This window comes from Janthinobacterium sp. NKUCC08_JDC (assembly GCF_019345575.1).
GTDB classification, from domain to species: domain Bacteria; phylum Pseudomonadota; class Gammaproteobacteria; order Burkholderiales; family Burkholderiaceae_D; genus Janthinobacterium; species Janthinobacterium aestuarii.
The window spans coordinates 1-15,973 of the sequence record NZ_JAHKQW010000028.1 but is presented as its reverse complement, the minus strand read 5'-3'; the positions used below and the strand labels follow the sequence as shown (position 1 = coordinate 15,973).

At 60.1% G+C, this 15,973-nt stretch carries 11 protein-coding genes and 1 rRNA gene; 2 read left to right on the top strand and 10 right to left on the bottom strand.

Translation table 11 applies throughout. From position 1 onward, the window contains the following. Positions 1 to 345: 345 nt before the first annotated feature. Positions 346 to 2,334 (top strand): sigma-54-dependent Fis family transcriptional regulator, encoded by a 1,989-nt coding sequence (locus KO538_RS28775; protein WP_257620650.1) that lies wholly within the window; start codon positions 346 to 348, stop codon positions 2,332 to 2,334. A 1-nt stretch (position 2,335) separates the two neighbouring features. Here the strand turns inward: KO538_RS28775 and KO538_RS28770 are convergent, their stop codons facing one another. The 7 genes from KO538_RS28770 to KO538_RS28740 all read right to left on the bottom strand — a co-directional run bounded on the left by KO538_RS28770 (position 2,336) and on the right by KO538_RS28740 (position 11,906). Continuing rightward, positions 2,336 to 3,298: an FAD:protein FMN transferase gene (locus KO538_RS28770; RefSeq protein WP_257620649.1), complete on the bottom strand. Its 963-nt coding sequence runs from the start codon at positions 3,296 to 3,298 to the stop codon at positions 2,336 to 2,338. 37 nt (positions 3,299 to 3,335) lie between these two features. Then, on the bottom strand, positions 3,336 to 5,438 hold the full coding sequence (locus KO538_RS28765; protein ID WP_219330409.1) for a 4Fe-4S binding protein: 2,103 nt from the start codon (positions 5,436 to 5,438) through the stop codon (positions 3,336 to 3,338). Between the two features lie 57 nt (positions 5,439 to 5,495). Continuing rightward, positions 5,496 to 6,656: a porin gene (locus tag KO538_RS28760; protein WP_219330408.1), complete on the bottom strand. Its 1,161-nt coding sequence runs from the start codon at positions 6,654 to 6,656 to the stop codon at positions 5,496 to 5,498. Positions 6,657 to 6,943: 287 nt separating this feature from the next. Next, complete coding sequence (locus tag KO538_RS28755; protein ID WP_307788944.1) at positions 6,944 to 8,680, bottom strand: PQQ-dependent methanol/ethanol family dehydrogenase; 1,737 nt, start codon at positions 8,678 to 8,680, stop codon at positions 6,944 to 6,946. A 51-nt stretch (positions 8,681 to 8,731) separates the two neighbouring features. Next, the gene (locus KO538_RS28750) at positions 8,732 to 9,121 is read right to left on the bottom strand and encodes a DUF779 domain-containing protein (protein WP_034756816.1); all 390 of its coding nucleotides are present in this window, start codon (positions 9,119 to 9,121) and stop codon (positions 8,732 to 8,734) included. Between the two features lie 55 nt (positions 9,122 to 9,176). Next, the gene (adh, locus tag KO538_RS28745) at positions 9,177 to 10,697 is read right to left on the bottom strand and encodes an aldehyde dehydrogenase (RefSeq protein WP_219330406.1); all 1,521 of its coding nucleotides are present in this window, start codon (positions 10,695 to 10,697) and stop codon (positions 9,177 to 9,179) included. Positions 10,698 to 10,949: 252 nt separating this feature from the next. Beyond that, positions 10,950 to 11,906, bottom strand: a complete 957-nt coding sequence (locus KO538_RS28740; protein WP_070301570.1) for a beta-propeller fold lactonase family protein — start codon at positions 11,904 to 11,906, stop codon at positions 10,950 to 10,952. A gap of 204 nt (positions 11,907 to 12,110) precedes the next feature. Here KO538_RS28740 and KO538_RS28735 point away from each other — a divergent pair, with 204 nt between their 5' ends. Then, the gene (locus KO538_RS28735; RefSeq protein WP_219330405.1) at positions 12,111 to 14,249 is read left to right on the top strand and encodes a TonB-dependent receptor; all 2,139 of its coding nucleotides are present in this window, start codon (positions 12,111 to 12,113) and stop codon (positions 14,247 to 14,249) included. Positions 14,250 to 14,306: 57 nt separating this feature from the next. On the opposite strand, the gene KO538_RS28730 is transcribed toward KO538_RS28735, so the two are convergent. From KO538_RS28730 to rrf, 3 genes are all read right to left on the bottom strand, one after another. Further along, positions 14,307 to 15,140 carry an ABC transporter substrate-binding protein gene (locus KO538_RS28730; RefSeq protein ID WP_219330404.1) on the bottom strand — a complete coding sequence of 278 codons (834 nt, stop codon included), beginning with the start codon at positions 15,138 to 15,140 and terminating at the stop codon, positions 14,307 to 14,309. A 25-nt stretch (positions 15,141 to 15,165) separates the two neighbouring features. Further along, positions 15,166 to 15,651 (bottom strand): cytochrome c-550 PedF, encoded by a 486-nt coding sequence (gene pedF, locus KO538_RS28725; RefSeq protein WP_034756828.1) that lies wholly within the window; start codon positions 15,649 to 15,651, stop codon positions 15,166 to 15,168. 218 nt (positions 15,652 to 15,869) lie between these two features. Further along, a 5S ribosomal RNA gene (rrf, locus tag KO538_RS28720) occupies positions 15,870 to 15,973 on the bottom strand; the annotation flags it as partial.

The following is a 15,973-nucleotide window of genomic DNA, read 5'->3' as shown; positions in this document are numbered from 1 at the left end:
GAAGAAGGAAGAGTATGAAGCGTTTGCAGCATTTCGTCAACCTTCTTTTTTCTCGTCTCATTCAGCATTTGCATGCGTCGTTCAGCGAGGGGGCGAATTATAGCCCTGCCCTGGGCCCGCTGCAAGCGCTATTTTCCCTCCCTGCGAAACGGCCCTGGCACCGCACTTGCTTATACAGATATGCGCACCGTCCACTGATGAGAGCAACTCTGGGCTTGACAGCAACACTGGGGATAGCCCGGTTCGCTTTGCTTTGCTCCTATCTGTGACAGGTGCTACATTATGGAACACTCTCGATATTCAAAAGAGCGCCGCAGTACAGGGCCCAACGGAGGCAACGAGATCATGTATCAACCGTCAGCTACTTACCGTAGCGCACCGTTTTCGTCCATCGCGGACGCGAACATACCACCGGCAGGACAGGACAACGTCCCCGTCATCATTGAGACGTCCCATCAGCGCTCAGTCGCCTTTGGCCTGTCTCCCACGGCAACGCCCGACTTTACGCCTGCCGGCAAATCCGATCTGTCCTTGCTGATCGAGCAAAACCGCCTGCTGCACACGCACGCGCTGCCCGCCATGGAAACTCTGTACCAGCAAATCGTCAACACCCACAATATGGTGATCTTGACGGATGCCAACGGTGTCATCGTGCATTCACTGGGCGACGATGATTTTCTGGAGAAAGCCAACCGGGTCGCTTTGCAACCGGGCGTGGCATGGTCGGAACAAAGCCGCGGCACGAATGCGATCGGCACGGCCATCACGGAAAAAGTACCGACGTTGGTCCATGCCGACCAGCATTACCTGGCCGCCAATCATTTCCTCACGTGTTCCGCAGCGCCGATCACCGACCACAGGGGCAATGTCATCGGCGTGCTCGATGTCTCCAGCGACCAGCGCAGTTTCCACAAGCATACGATGGCCCTCGTGCGCATGTCTGCGCTGATGATCGAAAATCAGCTGTTTTCCGCCACCTTTGAAGACGCCATCACCGTGCACTTCCACGCGCGTCCTGAATTCATCGGCACCTTGATGGAAGGCATCGCCTCATTCACGCCGGGCGGACGGTTCTTATCGGCCAACAAGAATGGCTTGTTCCAGCTGGGTCTGTCATTTGCCGCGCTGCAATCGCACACGTTCAGCTCCCTGTTCGGCTTGCCCGTGTCCGCCCTGTACGACCATTACCGCACGGCCTCACCCGGTTTGCTGAACCTGTGCATGCACAGTGGCGTACGCGTGTATGGACGCGCGCAGTTGCGGTTGGCCAATAGTGCCTTCCAGCATGGCTTTGCATCCAATACCGATCATAGCGACATCAACGCCGCCCCGGCGCAGGTTCCCGCGCCGGCCAGCCATGCGGCCAACGCGGCGCGCCGCCTGTCCGGCCTGCGCTACCTGCGCACGGGCGATCCGCAACTGGAACTGGTAATCGAAAAGGTCAACAAGGTATTGGGACGCGATATCCCCATCCTCGTCATGGGTGAAACGGGCACGGGCAAGGAATTGCTGGCGCAAGCCATCCATAACGATTCGCCGCGCGCCATGGGACCGTTTATCGCCGTCAATTGCGCGTCGATTCCGGAAACCCTGATCGAGTCCGAACTGTTCGGCTATGAGGACGGGGCGTTTACAGGTGCGCGCAAGAAAGGGGCCATCGGCAAGATCTTGCAAGCCAATGGCGGCACCCTGTTTCTCGATGAAATCGGCGACATGCCGTTTGGCTTGCAGGCGCGCCTGTTGCGCGTGTTGCAGGAACGTATGGTCACCCCGCTGGGCAGCAGCAAATCGATCACCGTCAATGTGGAACTCATTTGCGCCACGAATCACAACTTGCGCGAACGCATGGCCAAGGGGCTGTTCCGCGAAGACTTGTATTACCGCCTGAATGGCCTGGTGGTCAAACTGCCGCCGCTACGCGAACGCACGGATCTCGATACGGTCGTGAAAAAAATCCTCGCGACGGAAGCGCCCGATACGCGCTACACGGTGGCGCCGGACATCTTGCGCATGTTCCACCAGCACAAATGGCCGGGTAATTTCCGCCAGCTGACCAATCTGTTGCGCACGGCCATCGTCATGGCAGGCGACGAACACGAAATCTGTCTGCGCCACATGCCCGACGATTTCCTCGATGATATTGAAATGACGCAAGCAACTGCCGCCAGCGCCAGCACGGACCGCATGATCGCGGCCGGCGCCAACCTGGAAGAGATGGAACAGAGCGCCATTCTCAAGTCGCTCGATGCCCACGGCGGCAACGTCTCGGCCACGGCGCGGGCGCTGGGCGTGTCGCGCAACACGATCTATCGCAAGGTGCCGCATCTGAAATAGCCTAGAGCAGACGGGAAAAGCCCGGCGACATCTGGCGCCGGCCCTGCTTGTCGATGGTCATCAAGTCGACGCCTTCCATCCGCGCGGCCATCGCATGCGCACGCGCCGCGCCCGTCACCATGAAGGTCGTCGACAAGCCATCGGCCAGCAAGCCCGTGGGCGCCAGCACCGTCACGCTGGCCAGTTCACGCGGCGAATCGCCCTTCGAGGGATCAAAGATGTGGTGATGTACAAAGTCGGGCGTGAACGTGCATTCGTAGTCGCCCGAAGTGGCCACGCTGCGCCCTTCCACTTTCAAGGTGGCCGCCAGGATTTCTGCGTCGCGCGGGTCCTGGATACCCAAGGTCCAAGGACGGCGCACGGAACGCTGCCCGCGTGCAACGAATTCGCCCGTGTCCAGCAGCGCGTGCCGTATGCCGCGCGCCTGCACGGCCGCCAGCGCCATGTCCGCCGCGTAACCTTGCGCCAGACCATTCAAGGTCAGCGCCATACCCGCTTGCAGGAAACGCACTTCACGTTTGTCCCACGCCAATTGCCGCCAGCCGACCCGCGCCTGCGCTTCGCGCCGCAATGCTTCCGCAGGCAAGCCGGCCTGGCCTGCCGCCGCGTGAAACAGCTGCCATAAGGGTTGCACAGTGATATCAAACGCACCATCGCTCCATTGCGACAAGGTTTGCGCCTGCGCCAGCACGGCCAGCAGATGGGGGGCCGGCCGGGCCAGGCGACCATCACGGTTCAGCTGGAAGACTTGGCTGGCGGGACTGTAAATGCTCATCAGGCGGTCGATATTCCTGGCTGCATGCAAGGCATCCTCGATGGCCAGCTCAGCCTGGCGCTGATCGTGGTGCAATACGGTGACGGCGATCGTCGTGCCAAACGCCAGCGCTGCGCCTTGATAAGGGCGCACGCCGGATGCCGTGGCCGTGCCGCGCGCCATGCTGCCAGGCAAAGACAAGCCCACCATGCTAGCCCCGCTGCCTATCGCTGCGGATATAAAGGTTCTACGCTGCATTGCTGCTCTCCTCTGTCGTGGCCCGGACAATGGGTATCGTGCGGGCACGCTTGATTTCCAGCATCAAGGGTGCGCATTTTTCATCGCTGGCGTAAATCACCACGCAATCCATGCACTGGAAACATTCACCGTAATCGACCTTCCCGCTTGGCGCGATGGCGTGATGTTCGCAACGGTGGCGGCAAGTCTGGCACGGCGTGCCACACTCCTTGCGGCGCGGAATCCAATTGAACAAGCGAAACCGTCCCAGCAGCGCCAGCGCCGCACCAAACGGGCACAGGTAACGGCAAAAGAATTTATAGGAAACACTGCTGAGCAGCAGCAAGCCCACGGCATACGCAACAAACGGCCAGGCGCGCACGAAGTTCAGGGTGATGGCCGTCTTGAACGGTTCCAGCTCGACCAGCTTGTCCGTGATCTGGCTGGAAAACAGGCTGCTGGAAAGGATGGCCAACAGCAAGCCATACTTGATCCATTTCAGACGCCCGTCGAGGCGCGGCTTGATCTTCCACTGAGGCAAGCGCAGCCACTGGCCCAGCTTGCCAGTGAATTCCTGCAGCGCTCCAAACGGGCACAGCCAGCCGCAAAACGTGCCGCGCCCCCAGATCAGCAGGCTGAGCAGCACGAACGCCCACAGGATCACCGTCATCGGATCGAACAGGAAAAAGCCCAGGCTGCGCCCCGCCAGCAGCGCCTGGATGACGCCCGTGACATTGACGATCGATAACTGCCCCTGCGCGTAATAGCCGATAAAGCCTATCGTAAACACCAGGAACAGACGGCGGAACCATGCAAATTGGCGGCCATCGCGCACCAGCCGTTTCTGCCACGCCAATGCGCCGGCCAGCAGCGCCAGCCCGGCCAGCAAAAGCAGCAACTCAGCCTTGCGGTTCTTCCACGTGCCGCGCCAGCTAGCATCGTCGCCTTGCGGCGCCGTATAAAAATCGGCCGGTAGGCGGTAGCTGACATCGACGTTGCGGGCGATGCGTTCCGGATACACGATGCCCTTGCTGCGCGTGATCGACAACGTGAACGCCAGCGGACTGGCCGCATCGAGTCCCACCTGGCTGATGATGCGCAATGCGACGATATTTTCCGTCGGCAAGGAAGCCGTATCGGACAAGCTCAAGTCCAGGTCCAGGTCGCGCATGTCGATGGGCAAGCCATCCTGCTTCAGCAACAGCCGGTCGGGCACGGTGCCGCGCACGAAACCGTCGCCCAGCACGCTGTAGCGCCCGCGCGACATGATGAGGATGGCGTGGTCGCCTTCGTCAAGCCGGTTGCGCAATTTGTTCCAGCTGCGTTCCGTCAACAAATTGCGCCCCACCGTGGGAACGGATACATAGGCCAGATACAGGTCGATGAACACGCCGTCCGGGTCGCGCACGGCTTCCGGTTCGAGTCCGGCTCCGGGACTCCCCGCAAACAAGGCTTCCACCTCCTTGTTGCTCAAGCGCACATGCTGGATCAAGCCCTGTTCGAGCATCTGCGACACACTGAGTTTCTCGAATACCTGCATGCGGATGCGGGCAATCTGGTCGGGGTCACGGCCTTGCGCAAAACCGAGTTTTTTGCGCGACACTTTCAAGGCCGAGGCCAGCACGCTCTGGTTGATGATGCGTACAGAGGCCGTGGCCTTCGACACGCCATCGATATCGGCATGGGTCGCATCCGGCGCGCGCTTGGTTCGCGCATCGATGGCGATATTCTGTTTCAGCGACAAGCCCTGGTACTGTTTGACGAACTGAAACAAGGGCGCTTCGCCCAAGCCGTCGAGAAACACGGGTTCGTGCTGCGACAGCACGGCGACATCGAGAAAACTGCCCTTCGGATCGATGGCGATCAGCAGATTGACGGGCACGCCGGAAAAGCCAGGAATGGGCGCCAAGTCCAGCGATTCAAAAACGTAGCCGACCAGTTCGGTGGCCGTGGCGTTTTGGCGGAACAAAGGCCAGACGGGCAAATCGGTCTCCTTGTCGCCCACGACGATGGGCGCAGGAAAACGCCGCGCCAGCTCGGCCTTGGTGAGCACACCGGCCCAAACCTGTCCCAGGATAAACAGGAATAGCCAGCAAGCTATGAACAAGCGCATTATCCGCATGCATGGTGCTCCGTGCGGCGCCCTGTCGCAAGGCGCCGCGTTGTTGAGTTAGAAGAAAATAATGCCGCCCAGGGACACGCCATTCATCTTCGCTTCGCCACCGGCAAAACCTTTCGAACGCGTCTGGCCCAGCTCGCCCACCAGGGTGATCGCGCTGTTGAGCGAGTAATACGCGCCCAGGGTCAGGTTGGCGTTCGACTTCAAGCCGCCCGTGCCCGCCGTGTTGTCATCGTTCTTGCTGATGCCGTAGGACAAGCCCAGCTTCAGCTTGTCCGTCGTTTTATACGTGCCTTGCAGCAACCAGTTCTTCGACTTGGTATCGCCCTGGTCCGCATCGGACAAGATACCGAGCCCCTTGCCTCCCTGGAAGTTGACCAATACGCTAGCCGGGCCCATCTGGTACGAGCCACCCACTTCCACGCCGCGCATGGTCAGGTCATCGATTCCTGGCGTTTTCGAGGTGAATTTTTGCGACTTCACGCCGAGCCACGCCTTCAACCCTTCCTGCGCATACGTCACTTGCGCCTGCACTTGCGGACTCGACTTCGAAGAATAGGTCGAGCCTGCCACGATGGGCGTATCGGAGACAGGACTGACCAGCGCCACATCGACGCCAACGCCGCCCGACTTCGGCGAGCTGTACATGATCTGGCCATAGTTGCCCAAATAGGTATAGCCGGCGCCGATATGGCCCAGGGTCACGCGGCCCCGCTGCGTCGCCTGCACCGGCGCGCCCGAACCCAGCAAGGTCATGTCGGACAGAATCGCGTTCGCGCCGAAGATGCCATAGTCGCGGCCCAGCTTGAACGTGCCCATCTGCTCATTGCCAAACGTAAAGAAAGCCTGGCGCACGTCGACCACGCTGTTCTGGCTGATGGCGCTGTCCGTAGCCGTCGAGTTGTAGATGCCGATCAAGGCTTTCACGTCGTACTCGCCCAGCCTCGAGCTTGCCGAGGTGATCAAGCCGTTGGGCAGCAAGCCGTTGCCGATGGTGGTGCGGTCCTTCTCTCCGCCGCAACCGAGCGCCTGGCCGCCCAGCGCCAGCCCGCCCACCGCATCACCCGAACACGACACTTGCGTGTAATAGGCGTTGACGATGCCGCCTACCGATACGGTCCAGTCGCCGGCCTTGATATCGACGGCTTGCGCCTGTCCCACCGCTGCGATTGTCATGATACCCAGGCTCACCAGCTTGATCCATGTGTTCATTGCTTCTCCTCTTTCTTCTCTGTTTTTAGTGTGCACACCAGTGATTGATGTACCTCAAGCTTTGGCAATAAGCGTGCCCAGCACGGCCCAGAGGAAGAAAGAGAAAAAGCGTATTTAAGGTGTGCAGCAGCGGATCAATCGCCACTGATAGTGTTCATTTTTTGACCGCCAGTATGCGTATCGGGCATACAGGTAAACAAAAAACTGACGGCCTGGGCCGTCAGCAAAAAGAAAACACCCGGCGGACAGGGAGACACCCATCCGAGTGGCCCGGATGCTTCACCCCGTTACTTCGATGCCAGCTTGAAAACCCACACGGAACCGCCCTGCTCCAGGAAGTTGACCTTCTTCGCCACTTCGCCGCCCCACAGCGGCACCGCGCCACCCCAGCCGGAAACGACGGCCACATATTGCGTGTCGCCATCCTGCCACGTGACGGGCGGCGCCACGACGCCGGAGCCCGTCTGGAATTTCCACAGCTCCTTGCCCGTCTTCGCATCGACGGCTTTCAGGAAGCCTTCCGGCGTGCCGTAGAACACCAGGTTACCGGCCGTGCTCATCACGCCGCCCCACAGCGGCGCGTTGTTCTTGATTTCCCAGACGATCTTGCCCGTCTTCGGATCGACGGCGCGCATGGCGCCGATATAGTCGTCAAACAGGGGCTTGATGGTGAAACCGGCACCGAGGAAAGCGCCGCCCTTCTTGTAGCTGATCGGCTCATTCCAGATATCCATGCCCCATTCGTTCGCCGGCACATAGAACAGCTTGGTTTGCGGCGAGTACGCCATCGGCATCTGGTTTTTGGCGCCGAGGAAAGCAGGCGCGGCAAACACGGTCGTGCCCTTCTTGCCTTCCTCTCCCTTGGTTGGGTCGCCGGGGCGGCCGGCGGCGATGAAGTTGGGCCGGCCCGTCTTCAGGTCGATGCTGCTGGCCCATGTGATTTTCTTCACAAACGGAAAGGCGTTCTGCAGCTTGCCCGTGTTGGCGTCGATCACATAGAAGAAACCGTTACGGTCGGCCTTGCCGCCGTAGCGCTTGCCATCCATGTCGAAGGTGACGAATTCGTTGGCGCCGTCGAAATCCCAGGCATCGTTCGGCGTGTTTTGATACGCCCACTTGATCTGGCCCGTTTTCACGTCCAGCGCCACGGTGGACGACGAATACAGATTGTCGCCGGGACGCAAGTGGCTGTTCCATGGCGCCGGGTTGCCGGTGCCAAAGTAGGCAAGCTTGGTTTGCGGATCATAGGTACCACCCATCCACGTCGAGGCGCCGCCCGTTTTCCACAGGTCGCCGGGCCACGTCTTGTTCGCAGTGCCGGACACGCCATTGTCGATCGCCTTGCCATCCTTGTCGTAGCGGTGGCCCATATGGCCCTCTACCGTCGGACGGCTCCACACGAGGTCGCCCGTCATCGGGTTGCGCGCTTCGACCCGGCCCACGATGCCGAATTCACCGCCCGACACGCCCGTCAGCAGCAAGCCTTCGGCGATCAGCGGCGCGGCCGTCATCGAGTAGCCGGCCGCATAATCGTCGACTTTTTCTTTCCAGACGATCTTGCCTGTATTCTGGTCCAGCGCCACCAGATAGGCGTCGAGCGTGCCGAAAATCACCAGGTTGCCGTACAGGGCCGCACCACGGTTGACCACGTCGCAGCAGGGCATGATGCCGTCTGGCAAGCGATGCTCGTACTTCCACAGCTTGGCGCCCGTTTTCAAGTCGACGGCAAAGATGCGCGAATACGATGCCGTGACGAACATCTTGCCGTTATGAATCAGCGGCTGCGATTCCTGGCCACGCTGTTTTTCACCGCCAAACGAGAACGACCAGGCCGGCACCAGCTTGGCCACGGTCTTGTCATTGATCTGCGTCAAAGGCGAATAGCGCTGGCCCTGCGTGCCCATGCCAAACGACAGGACGCTGGCCGGATTCTTCGCCGTGCTGTCGAGCATGGCATTGGTGACATTGCCCATGTCGGCCGCCTGGGCCAGCGATGCCAAACCCAAACCGACGAGTATCCCCATGATTTTTTTCTGCACAGTCATCTCCCTCTGTTTTATTAGTATGTGTGTGTATCAAGTCTTGCGGTGCTCATGCGGCTGGGCATGCAGCAAGGCGCACTCTTCATCGGTGAACAGGCGCGAACGCGTCAAGAAGCGCTTGCCCGTGCCGTTGTCGAGTGAAAACATGCCGCCATTGCCATCGACCACATCGATAATCAACTGGGTATGCTCCCAGTACTCGAATTGCTCGAGTCCCATGTAGAACGGTGTGCCATTCAAATTGCCGAGATAGATGTCGGTGTCGCTGACATCGAACTCGCCCAGCGCATAGCACATGGGCGCGCTGCCGTCGCAGCAGCCGCCCGACTGGAAAAACATCAGCGGGCCGTGACGCTGGCGCAACTTGTCCATCATTTCCAGCGCCGCATCGGTGGCGACCACCCGGGCAATTGCTGCACTCATGGCATCCCTTTCTGCGCGCCGCGCCTGGATTGACAGGCGCGGCGCGTGTACCGGTTTAGAAGAAGCCCAGCGCTTTCGGGCTATAGCTCACCAGCAAGTTCTTCGTTTGCTGGTAGTGATCGAGCATCATCTTGTGGTTTTCGCGGCCGATACCCGATTGCTTGTAGCCGCCGAACGCGGCGTGGGCCGGATACAGGTGGTAGCAATTGGTCCACACGCGGCCCGCCTGGATGGCGCGTCCCATGCGGAAGGCGCGCGAACCGTCGCGCGTCCACAGGCCGGCGCCCAGGCCGTACAAGGTATCGTTGGCAATCGCCAGCGCGTCGGCCTCATCCTTGAAAGTGGTCACGGACACGACCGGTCCAAAAATCTCTTCCTGGAAGATGCGCATCTTGTTATTACCCTTGAATACGGTCGGACGCACGTAGTAGCCGCCTTCCAAGTCGCCCGCCTGCGTGTTGCGCTCGCCGCCAGCCAGCACTTCGGCGCCTTCCTGGCGGCCGATGTCGAGATAGGACAGGATTTTTTCCAGCTGCTCCTGCGACGCCTGCGCACCGATCATGGTGGACGAGTCGAGCGGGTTGCCCTGCTTGATGGCGGCCACGCGCTTCAGAGCACGTTCGATGAATTTCTCGTAGATCGATTCCTGGATCAGCACGCGCGATGGGCAGGTGCACACTTCGCCCTGGTTCAGCGCGAACATGGCAAAACCTTCCAGGCATTTGTCGAAATAGTCATCGTCCGCGTCCATCACGTCTTCAAAGAAGATGTTCGGCGACTTGCCGCCCAGCTCCAGGGTGACGGGAATCAGGTTTTGCGCGGCGTAGCCCATGATCAAGCGGCCCGTGCCTGTTTCGCCCGTGAAGGCGATCTTGGCGATGCGCTTGCTCGAGGCCAGCGGCTTGCCCGCTTCCAGGCCGAAACCATTGATGATGTTCAGCACGCCCGGCGGCAGCAGGTCGCCGATCAGCTCGATCAACACCATGATGGAGGCCGGTGTCTGCTCGGCCGGTTTGAGCACGACGCAATTGCCGGCGGCCAGGGCTGGCGCCAGTTTCCACACAGCCATCAGAATCGGGAAATTCCATGGAATGATCTGGCCCACGACGCCGAGCGGCTCGTGGTAGTGGTAGGCATAGGTTTCCGCATCGATTTGCGCGACGGAACCTTCTTGCGCGCGGATGCAGCCGGCGAAATAACGGAAATGGTCGATGGCCAGCGGGATGTCGGCGTTCATCGTTTCGCGGATCGGCTTGCCATTGTCGATGGTTTCCGCCGTGGCGATCAGGCTCAGGTTCTGTTCGATGCGGTCGGCGATGCGGTTCAGGATATTGGCGCGCTCGGCAGGCGATGTCTTGCCCCAGGCATCCTTGGCGGCATGGGCGGCGTCCAAGGCCAGCTCGACATCTTCCGCCGTGGAACGGGCGATTTCGCAAAATGGCAAGCCCGTGATCGGTGTGATGTTAGGAAAGTATTCACCTTTTACCGGGGCAACGAATTTGCCGCGGATGTAATTGTCATAGCGTTGTTTGAAGGGATTGGCTACGCCCAGTTTGCTGATGTCTGCGAGATTCATGTCGTCCTCTATCGGGTTAATTAGAATGGAATTGCTGTAATTAAAATCAAACGTCCTGGTACAGATGGGGTGAGTACACGGAGTCTTCCGCAAATGCCGTGCCAGCTCGGCATCCCACTACAAACTTAGCCGCTTTTACCCTTGTTACAAGGGCCTAGCGTCAATACCGGTGTGCTTTTCAGCGCATGCCCGGGCTTGAGCCGCTGCACAATGGAACAGGTGTACCAGACTGGAACACCTGTTCCTGTGCCATTAACGAATCACCACGCCCCATGGCAATTCACCTACAGCAATATCGGCCACCTTGCGCGCGCTGGCCGTGTCGATGACGGAAACGCTGTTCGAACGGCCATTGGCCACGTACAGCTTGGCGCCATCGGGCGTGATGGCCATGTTCCACGGGCGCTTGCCGACGGGAATGGTGGCCGTGACCTCGTTGCTGGCCGTGTCGATCACCATCACCGTGCCATCGATACCGTTCGAGACATACACCTGCTTGCCGCTGGGATGGACCACGATGCCGTTTGCATTCTTGCCAGCGGGAATGGTGGCGATGGCCTTGCGCGCGGCCATGTCGATGACGTAGACGGCATTGACCAGTTCGCACGCCACGTAGGCGCGGCCCGAGTCCGGACTGAAACCGATGCCGCGCGGGCGCAATCCCACGGCGATGGACGCCACCTGGCGGCGTTGCACCACATCAATGACATCGACTTGTTCAGCCTCTTCCGCGCTGACCAGCAGCCAGCGCCCATCGGGGCTGAAAACGGCATGTTCCGGATTGCGTCCATGCACCTTGATATCGGCGAGCAAGACGCCCGTCTGCCCATCGAGCAAGGCCACGCTATTGTTTTCCTCGACGGCCACGGCCACGTAATGACCGTCTTGCGAAGCGCTGACGCCTTCGGGCGACTTGCCCAGCGCCACCGTGCGCAGGGGGGCGCCGCCAGCGTTATCGATCAGCAGCAAGGCGCTGCTGGCCGCATCCGTGACAAACAATTGCCGCCCGGTGGGGTCGGCGGCGATGCCGCGCGGACGCTTGCCGGCTGCAATCTGGCGCACGACCTGGTCGGTCGCCGTGTCGATCACGCTCAAGGTGCCCGATTTTTCATTGGGAACATAGGCAAATGGAGCAGCCTGGAGGGCGCTGCTGGCGAGCGCAGGCAGCAGCCAGCACACTTGGCGCAAGCGCGAGAAGAAGTTGGGCATAATCACCTTTCGATGGCAAAACACAGGAAAAGCGCGCGGCATCGGCGCATCTGAACATTGCTGTATGCAAACGCCATGCCACTGACACGCGTATAATTTCAGCCCACCAATGGAGACATGGCAGGCATATTGCTTGATACAACGATGCAGACCTGCGCCGCGCACGCGACCAAAGCAGGCTTTTATTCACATTGGAGAATCCGCATGCAGCACCGTTTCCGCCTGAACACCATCGCCAGCCTGTTTGTCGCCGGCAGCGCTACCCTCGCCCCTCACGTCTTTGCCGCCGAGGCAGCTGCCCCGGCCAACGGGCAACTGATGGATACGGTGGTCGTCAGCGGCAGCCGCATCGCCCATCCAAGCCAGGAAGTGCCGGCCTCGATCGACGTCGTCGACAGCGCCCGCATCCAGGATGGCCAAATCCGCGTCAACGCGTCAGAAGCGCTGGCCGCCGTGCCGGGCCTGGTCGTGCAAAACCGCCAGAACTATGCGCAAGACTTGCAAATCTCGTCGCGCGGCTTCGGCGCACGCTCGGCCTTTGGCGTGCGCGGCGTCAAACTGATCAGCGATGGCATTCCTGCCAGCATGCCCGACGGCCAAGGCCAGGCCGCCACCTTCAACCTCGATACGGCCGAGCGCATCGAAGTGCTGCGCGGACCGTTTTCTGCCATCTACGGCAACCACTCGGGCGGCGTGATCCAGCTGTTTTCCAAGGATGGGCAAAATCCTCCGTCCGTCGAATTGAATGTGGTGGGCGGCAGCTACGGCACCAACAAAGTGGACTTGACGGCGCAAGGCCAGGCAGGCGGCATCGGCTACGTGCTCGACGGCTCGCGCTTCCGCACGGACGGTTTCCGCGACCACAGCGCCGCCACGCGCGAACAGGCGTTCGGCAAGATCACCGTCAAGCCCAGTGCGGACAGCAAGCTGACCATCGTTGCCAACAGCCTGCACCAAGGAAACACGCAAGATCCGCTGGGCGCCACCTGGGCCACGTTTGCCCGCGACCCGCGCGCTGGCGAAACCGATGCGAGCGACACACAAAACCCGAAGCGCACCCTGGCCGAGCGCTACAACACGCGCAAGAGCATCGACCACCAGCAAATCGGCGCCACCTATGAACAGTCGTTCGGCGACGACCGCCTGCATGTGATGGTGTATGGCGGCAACCGCGACGTGATCCAGTACCAGGCTTTTACCAAAGGCTTCCAGGCACCGCCCAGCCATTCAGGCGGCGTGGTCGACTTCCAGCGTGAGTTCTACGGCATCGATACCAACTGGCTGCACGTGAACCAGTTGGCCGGCGGCAAGCTGAGCACCACCATCGGCATCGACTATGGCCGCTCCAGCGATGACCGCACCGGCTATGAAAATTACATCGGCAACACGTTTGGCGTGAAAGGCAAGCTGCGCCGCGACGAGCAGAATGTCGTCTCCAGCCTCGATCCCTATATCCAGACGGAATGGCAAAGCGGCCCATGGCTGCTGAGCGCAGGTGTGCGCTACAGCAAGATGAAAGTGGCGGTCGACGACCACTATCTCAGCAATGGGAACGACAGCGGCAGCCTCGAATTCAGCCACACGACACCGGTGCTGGGTCTGCTGTATAAACTGACGCCGAGCGTCAACGTGTACGCCAGCGCCGCGCGCGGTTTTGAGGCGCCTACCTTGAATGAACTGTTTTACTCGGGCACGGGCGGCGGCTTCAATTACCAGCTAAAACCGGCCACCAGCACCAACCTGGAAGCAGGCATCAAGGCGAGAATCGCCAACAACACCCACGTAAACGCGGCCGTGTTCCAGATCAAGACCAACGACGAACTGGTGGTCGACAAGTCCAGCGGCGGGCGCACCAGCTATCGCAATGCAGGTAAAACCTTGCGCCAAGGTATGGAAGTGTCGCTGGACTCAAACTTGCCATATGGTTTCACGGCAAAAGTAGCACTGACCAGCCTGCACGCCGTGTATGACCAGGCGTTTGGCAGCGTGCGCGAAGGCAGCCGTTTGCCTGGCGTGCCCAGCGCCAACCTGTTCGCGGAACTGGCGTGGAAAGATAAGCTCGACCGCTTTGGCGCGGCGCTGGAAAGCGTGGCCAGCAACCAGGTCTACGCGGAAGACAGCAACATCGAAAAACCGGCGCCCGGCTACACGGTGTTCAATGCGCGCTTCAACGCCAAACAAAACGTGGGGAACTGGCGCTTCAAGGAATTTGCCCGCCTGAACAATCTTTTCGACAAGACCTACGTGGGCTCCGTCATCGTCGGCGACAGCAACAAACGCTACTATGAAGCGGCGCCAGGACGCAATTGGCTGCTGGGTGTCAGCGCCCAATATAGTTTCTAAAACTAAAAAGCCCGCGCCTCTTCCGATGCGCGGGCTTTTAAACCAGAGCAAGCTACTTCAGGGCCGCGCCTCCTTCACGCCATACTTCTCAAAGATCGTTTTCAGTTCGCCGCTGGCCGCCATCTCGTTCATGGCTGCCTGCAGCAACTTGGCCACGTCGAGCTGTTGCTTGCTGACGGCCAGGCCCACGGCCCAGCCGGCACGCGGCAAGCGGGCGAACGCCACTTCGCTCAAGGGGAAAGCGGGGTCGCTTTTCAGCACCGATTCGATTTCCGAACGGTTGGCCAGCACGGCGTCGAGCTTGCCCGCCTGCAATTGCTGCAAGGCTTCGGCGGCCGTATCGAAGATGCGCACGTCGTCGCGGTACTTGCCATTGTCTTCGCCCAACATCAGCATGGCCGCGATCGACACCTTTTCCACGCCGATACGCTTGCCGGCCAGCGAAGCGACTCCGTCGAATTGCGGCACGGATTGCGCGCTGCGCACCAGGCGCACGGTTTCCACGTAGTAGGGTGCGAAGATCTCAACCTTGTCGTTATCCGCCATCAACTTCTTGTCGACCGGCACATGCAGCATCACGTCGGCGGGGCCATAACCGAGGTAATGCCCTTTCCACACCATATTGCGCAAATCGTCGTTCAGATTTTCGCCGGCGGGAAATGGCAGCAAACTCAGTTTCAGCCCCAGCTTTTTCGCCAGCGCTTCGGCAATATCGATATCGATGCCAACGCCCTTGTCGGAAAACGGCGCGAACTCGTTGTACACAGCCACTTTCAGGCTGCCCGACTGCTGCACTTTCTGCCAGTCGGCATGCGCCGGCGCGGCTGCGCAGAGCGCCAGGCAAGCGAGCGAGATCATCGCGCGCATGCCCCGGAGTTGAAATGAACGCATGGGACTCCTTCGTGATCGGTTCGACTTAATTGGATTCGCGGCGGGTTTCCAGATAGGTCTTGATGGCCCACATGGCTTCCTGGTTGAACACGCCTTCGAACGGCGGCATGTACACGGCGCCATTGCGCACTTTACCGTGACGGATGGTGGTCAGGTAGTAATTGTCCGTCTCCTTGTAGCAAGCCTGTTTCTTTGTCTCATTCTTGATACCGAAGCAATCGCGGTCCAGCTGGCGCAAGTCCGGCGCGATGCCGCCCGAAATGGCTTCGATGCCGTGGCAGCGGGCGCAATTCTGGTTGTAGGCCGAGGTGCCTACGGTCAGGGCCAGCTTGTTGCCCCGATACGGGTTTTGTTCGAGCCACTTGTCGCCCACCTTCGGCAAGCCCGTGGTGTCGACGCCTTGCGGCGTGACGTTGCCATGCGCATAGGCATGCGGCAAGGTCAGCAGGGAAGTGAGGGCGACGGCGCCGGCGGCTGCCATGCCGAGCAGGGTACGAATGGAATAGGTCATGCTGGTCTCCTTGGTTTTTTAGTGAATACCCAAGAAGAGCAAATGCCATGCCATGCGTATATGCCCCACATCCGGCTGTCCATGTATCAATTTGGAACAGCTGCAACACGTATTTGTGTCACCGCGCGCGTAATCCGACAAGCACCCACGGCATATCAAACCACCAGACGTAAAAAAACCCCAACCGGATCACCGGAAGGGGTTTTTTCGTATAACAAGCCTGACGATAACCTACTTTCACACTGGTTGCAGCACTATCATCGGCGCAAAGTTGTTTCACGGTCCTGTTCGGGATGGGAAGGGGTGGGACCAACTTGCTATG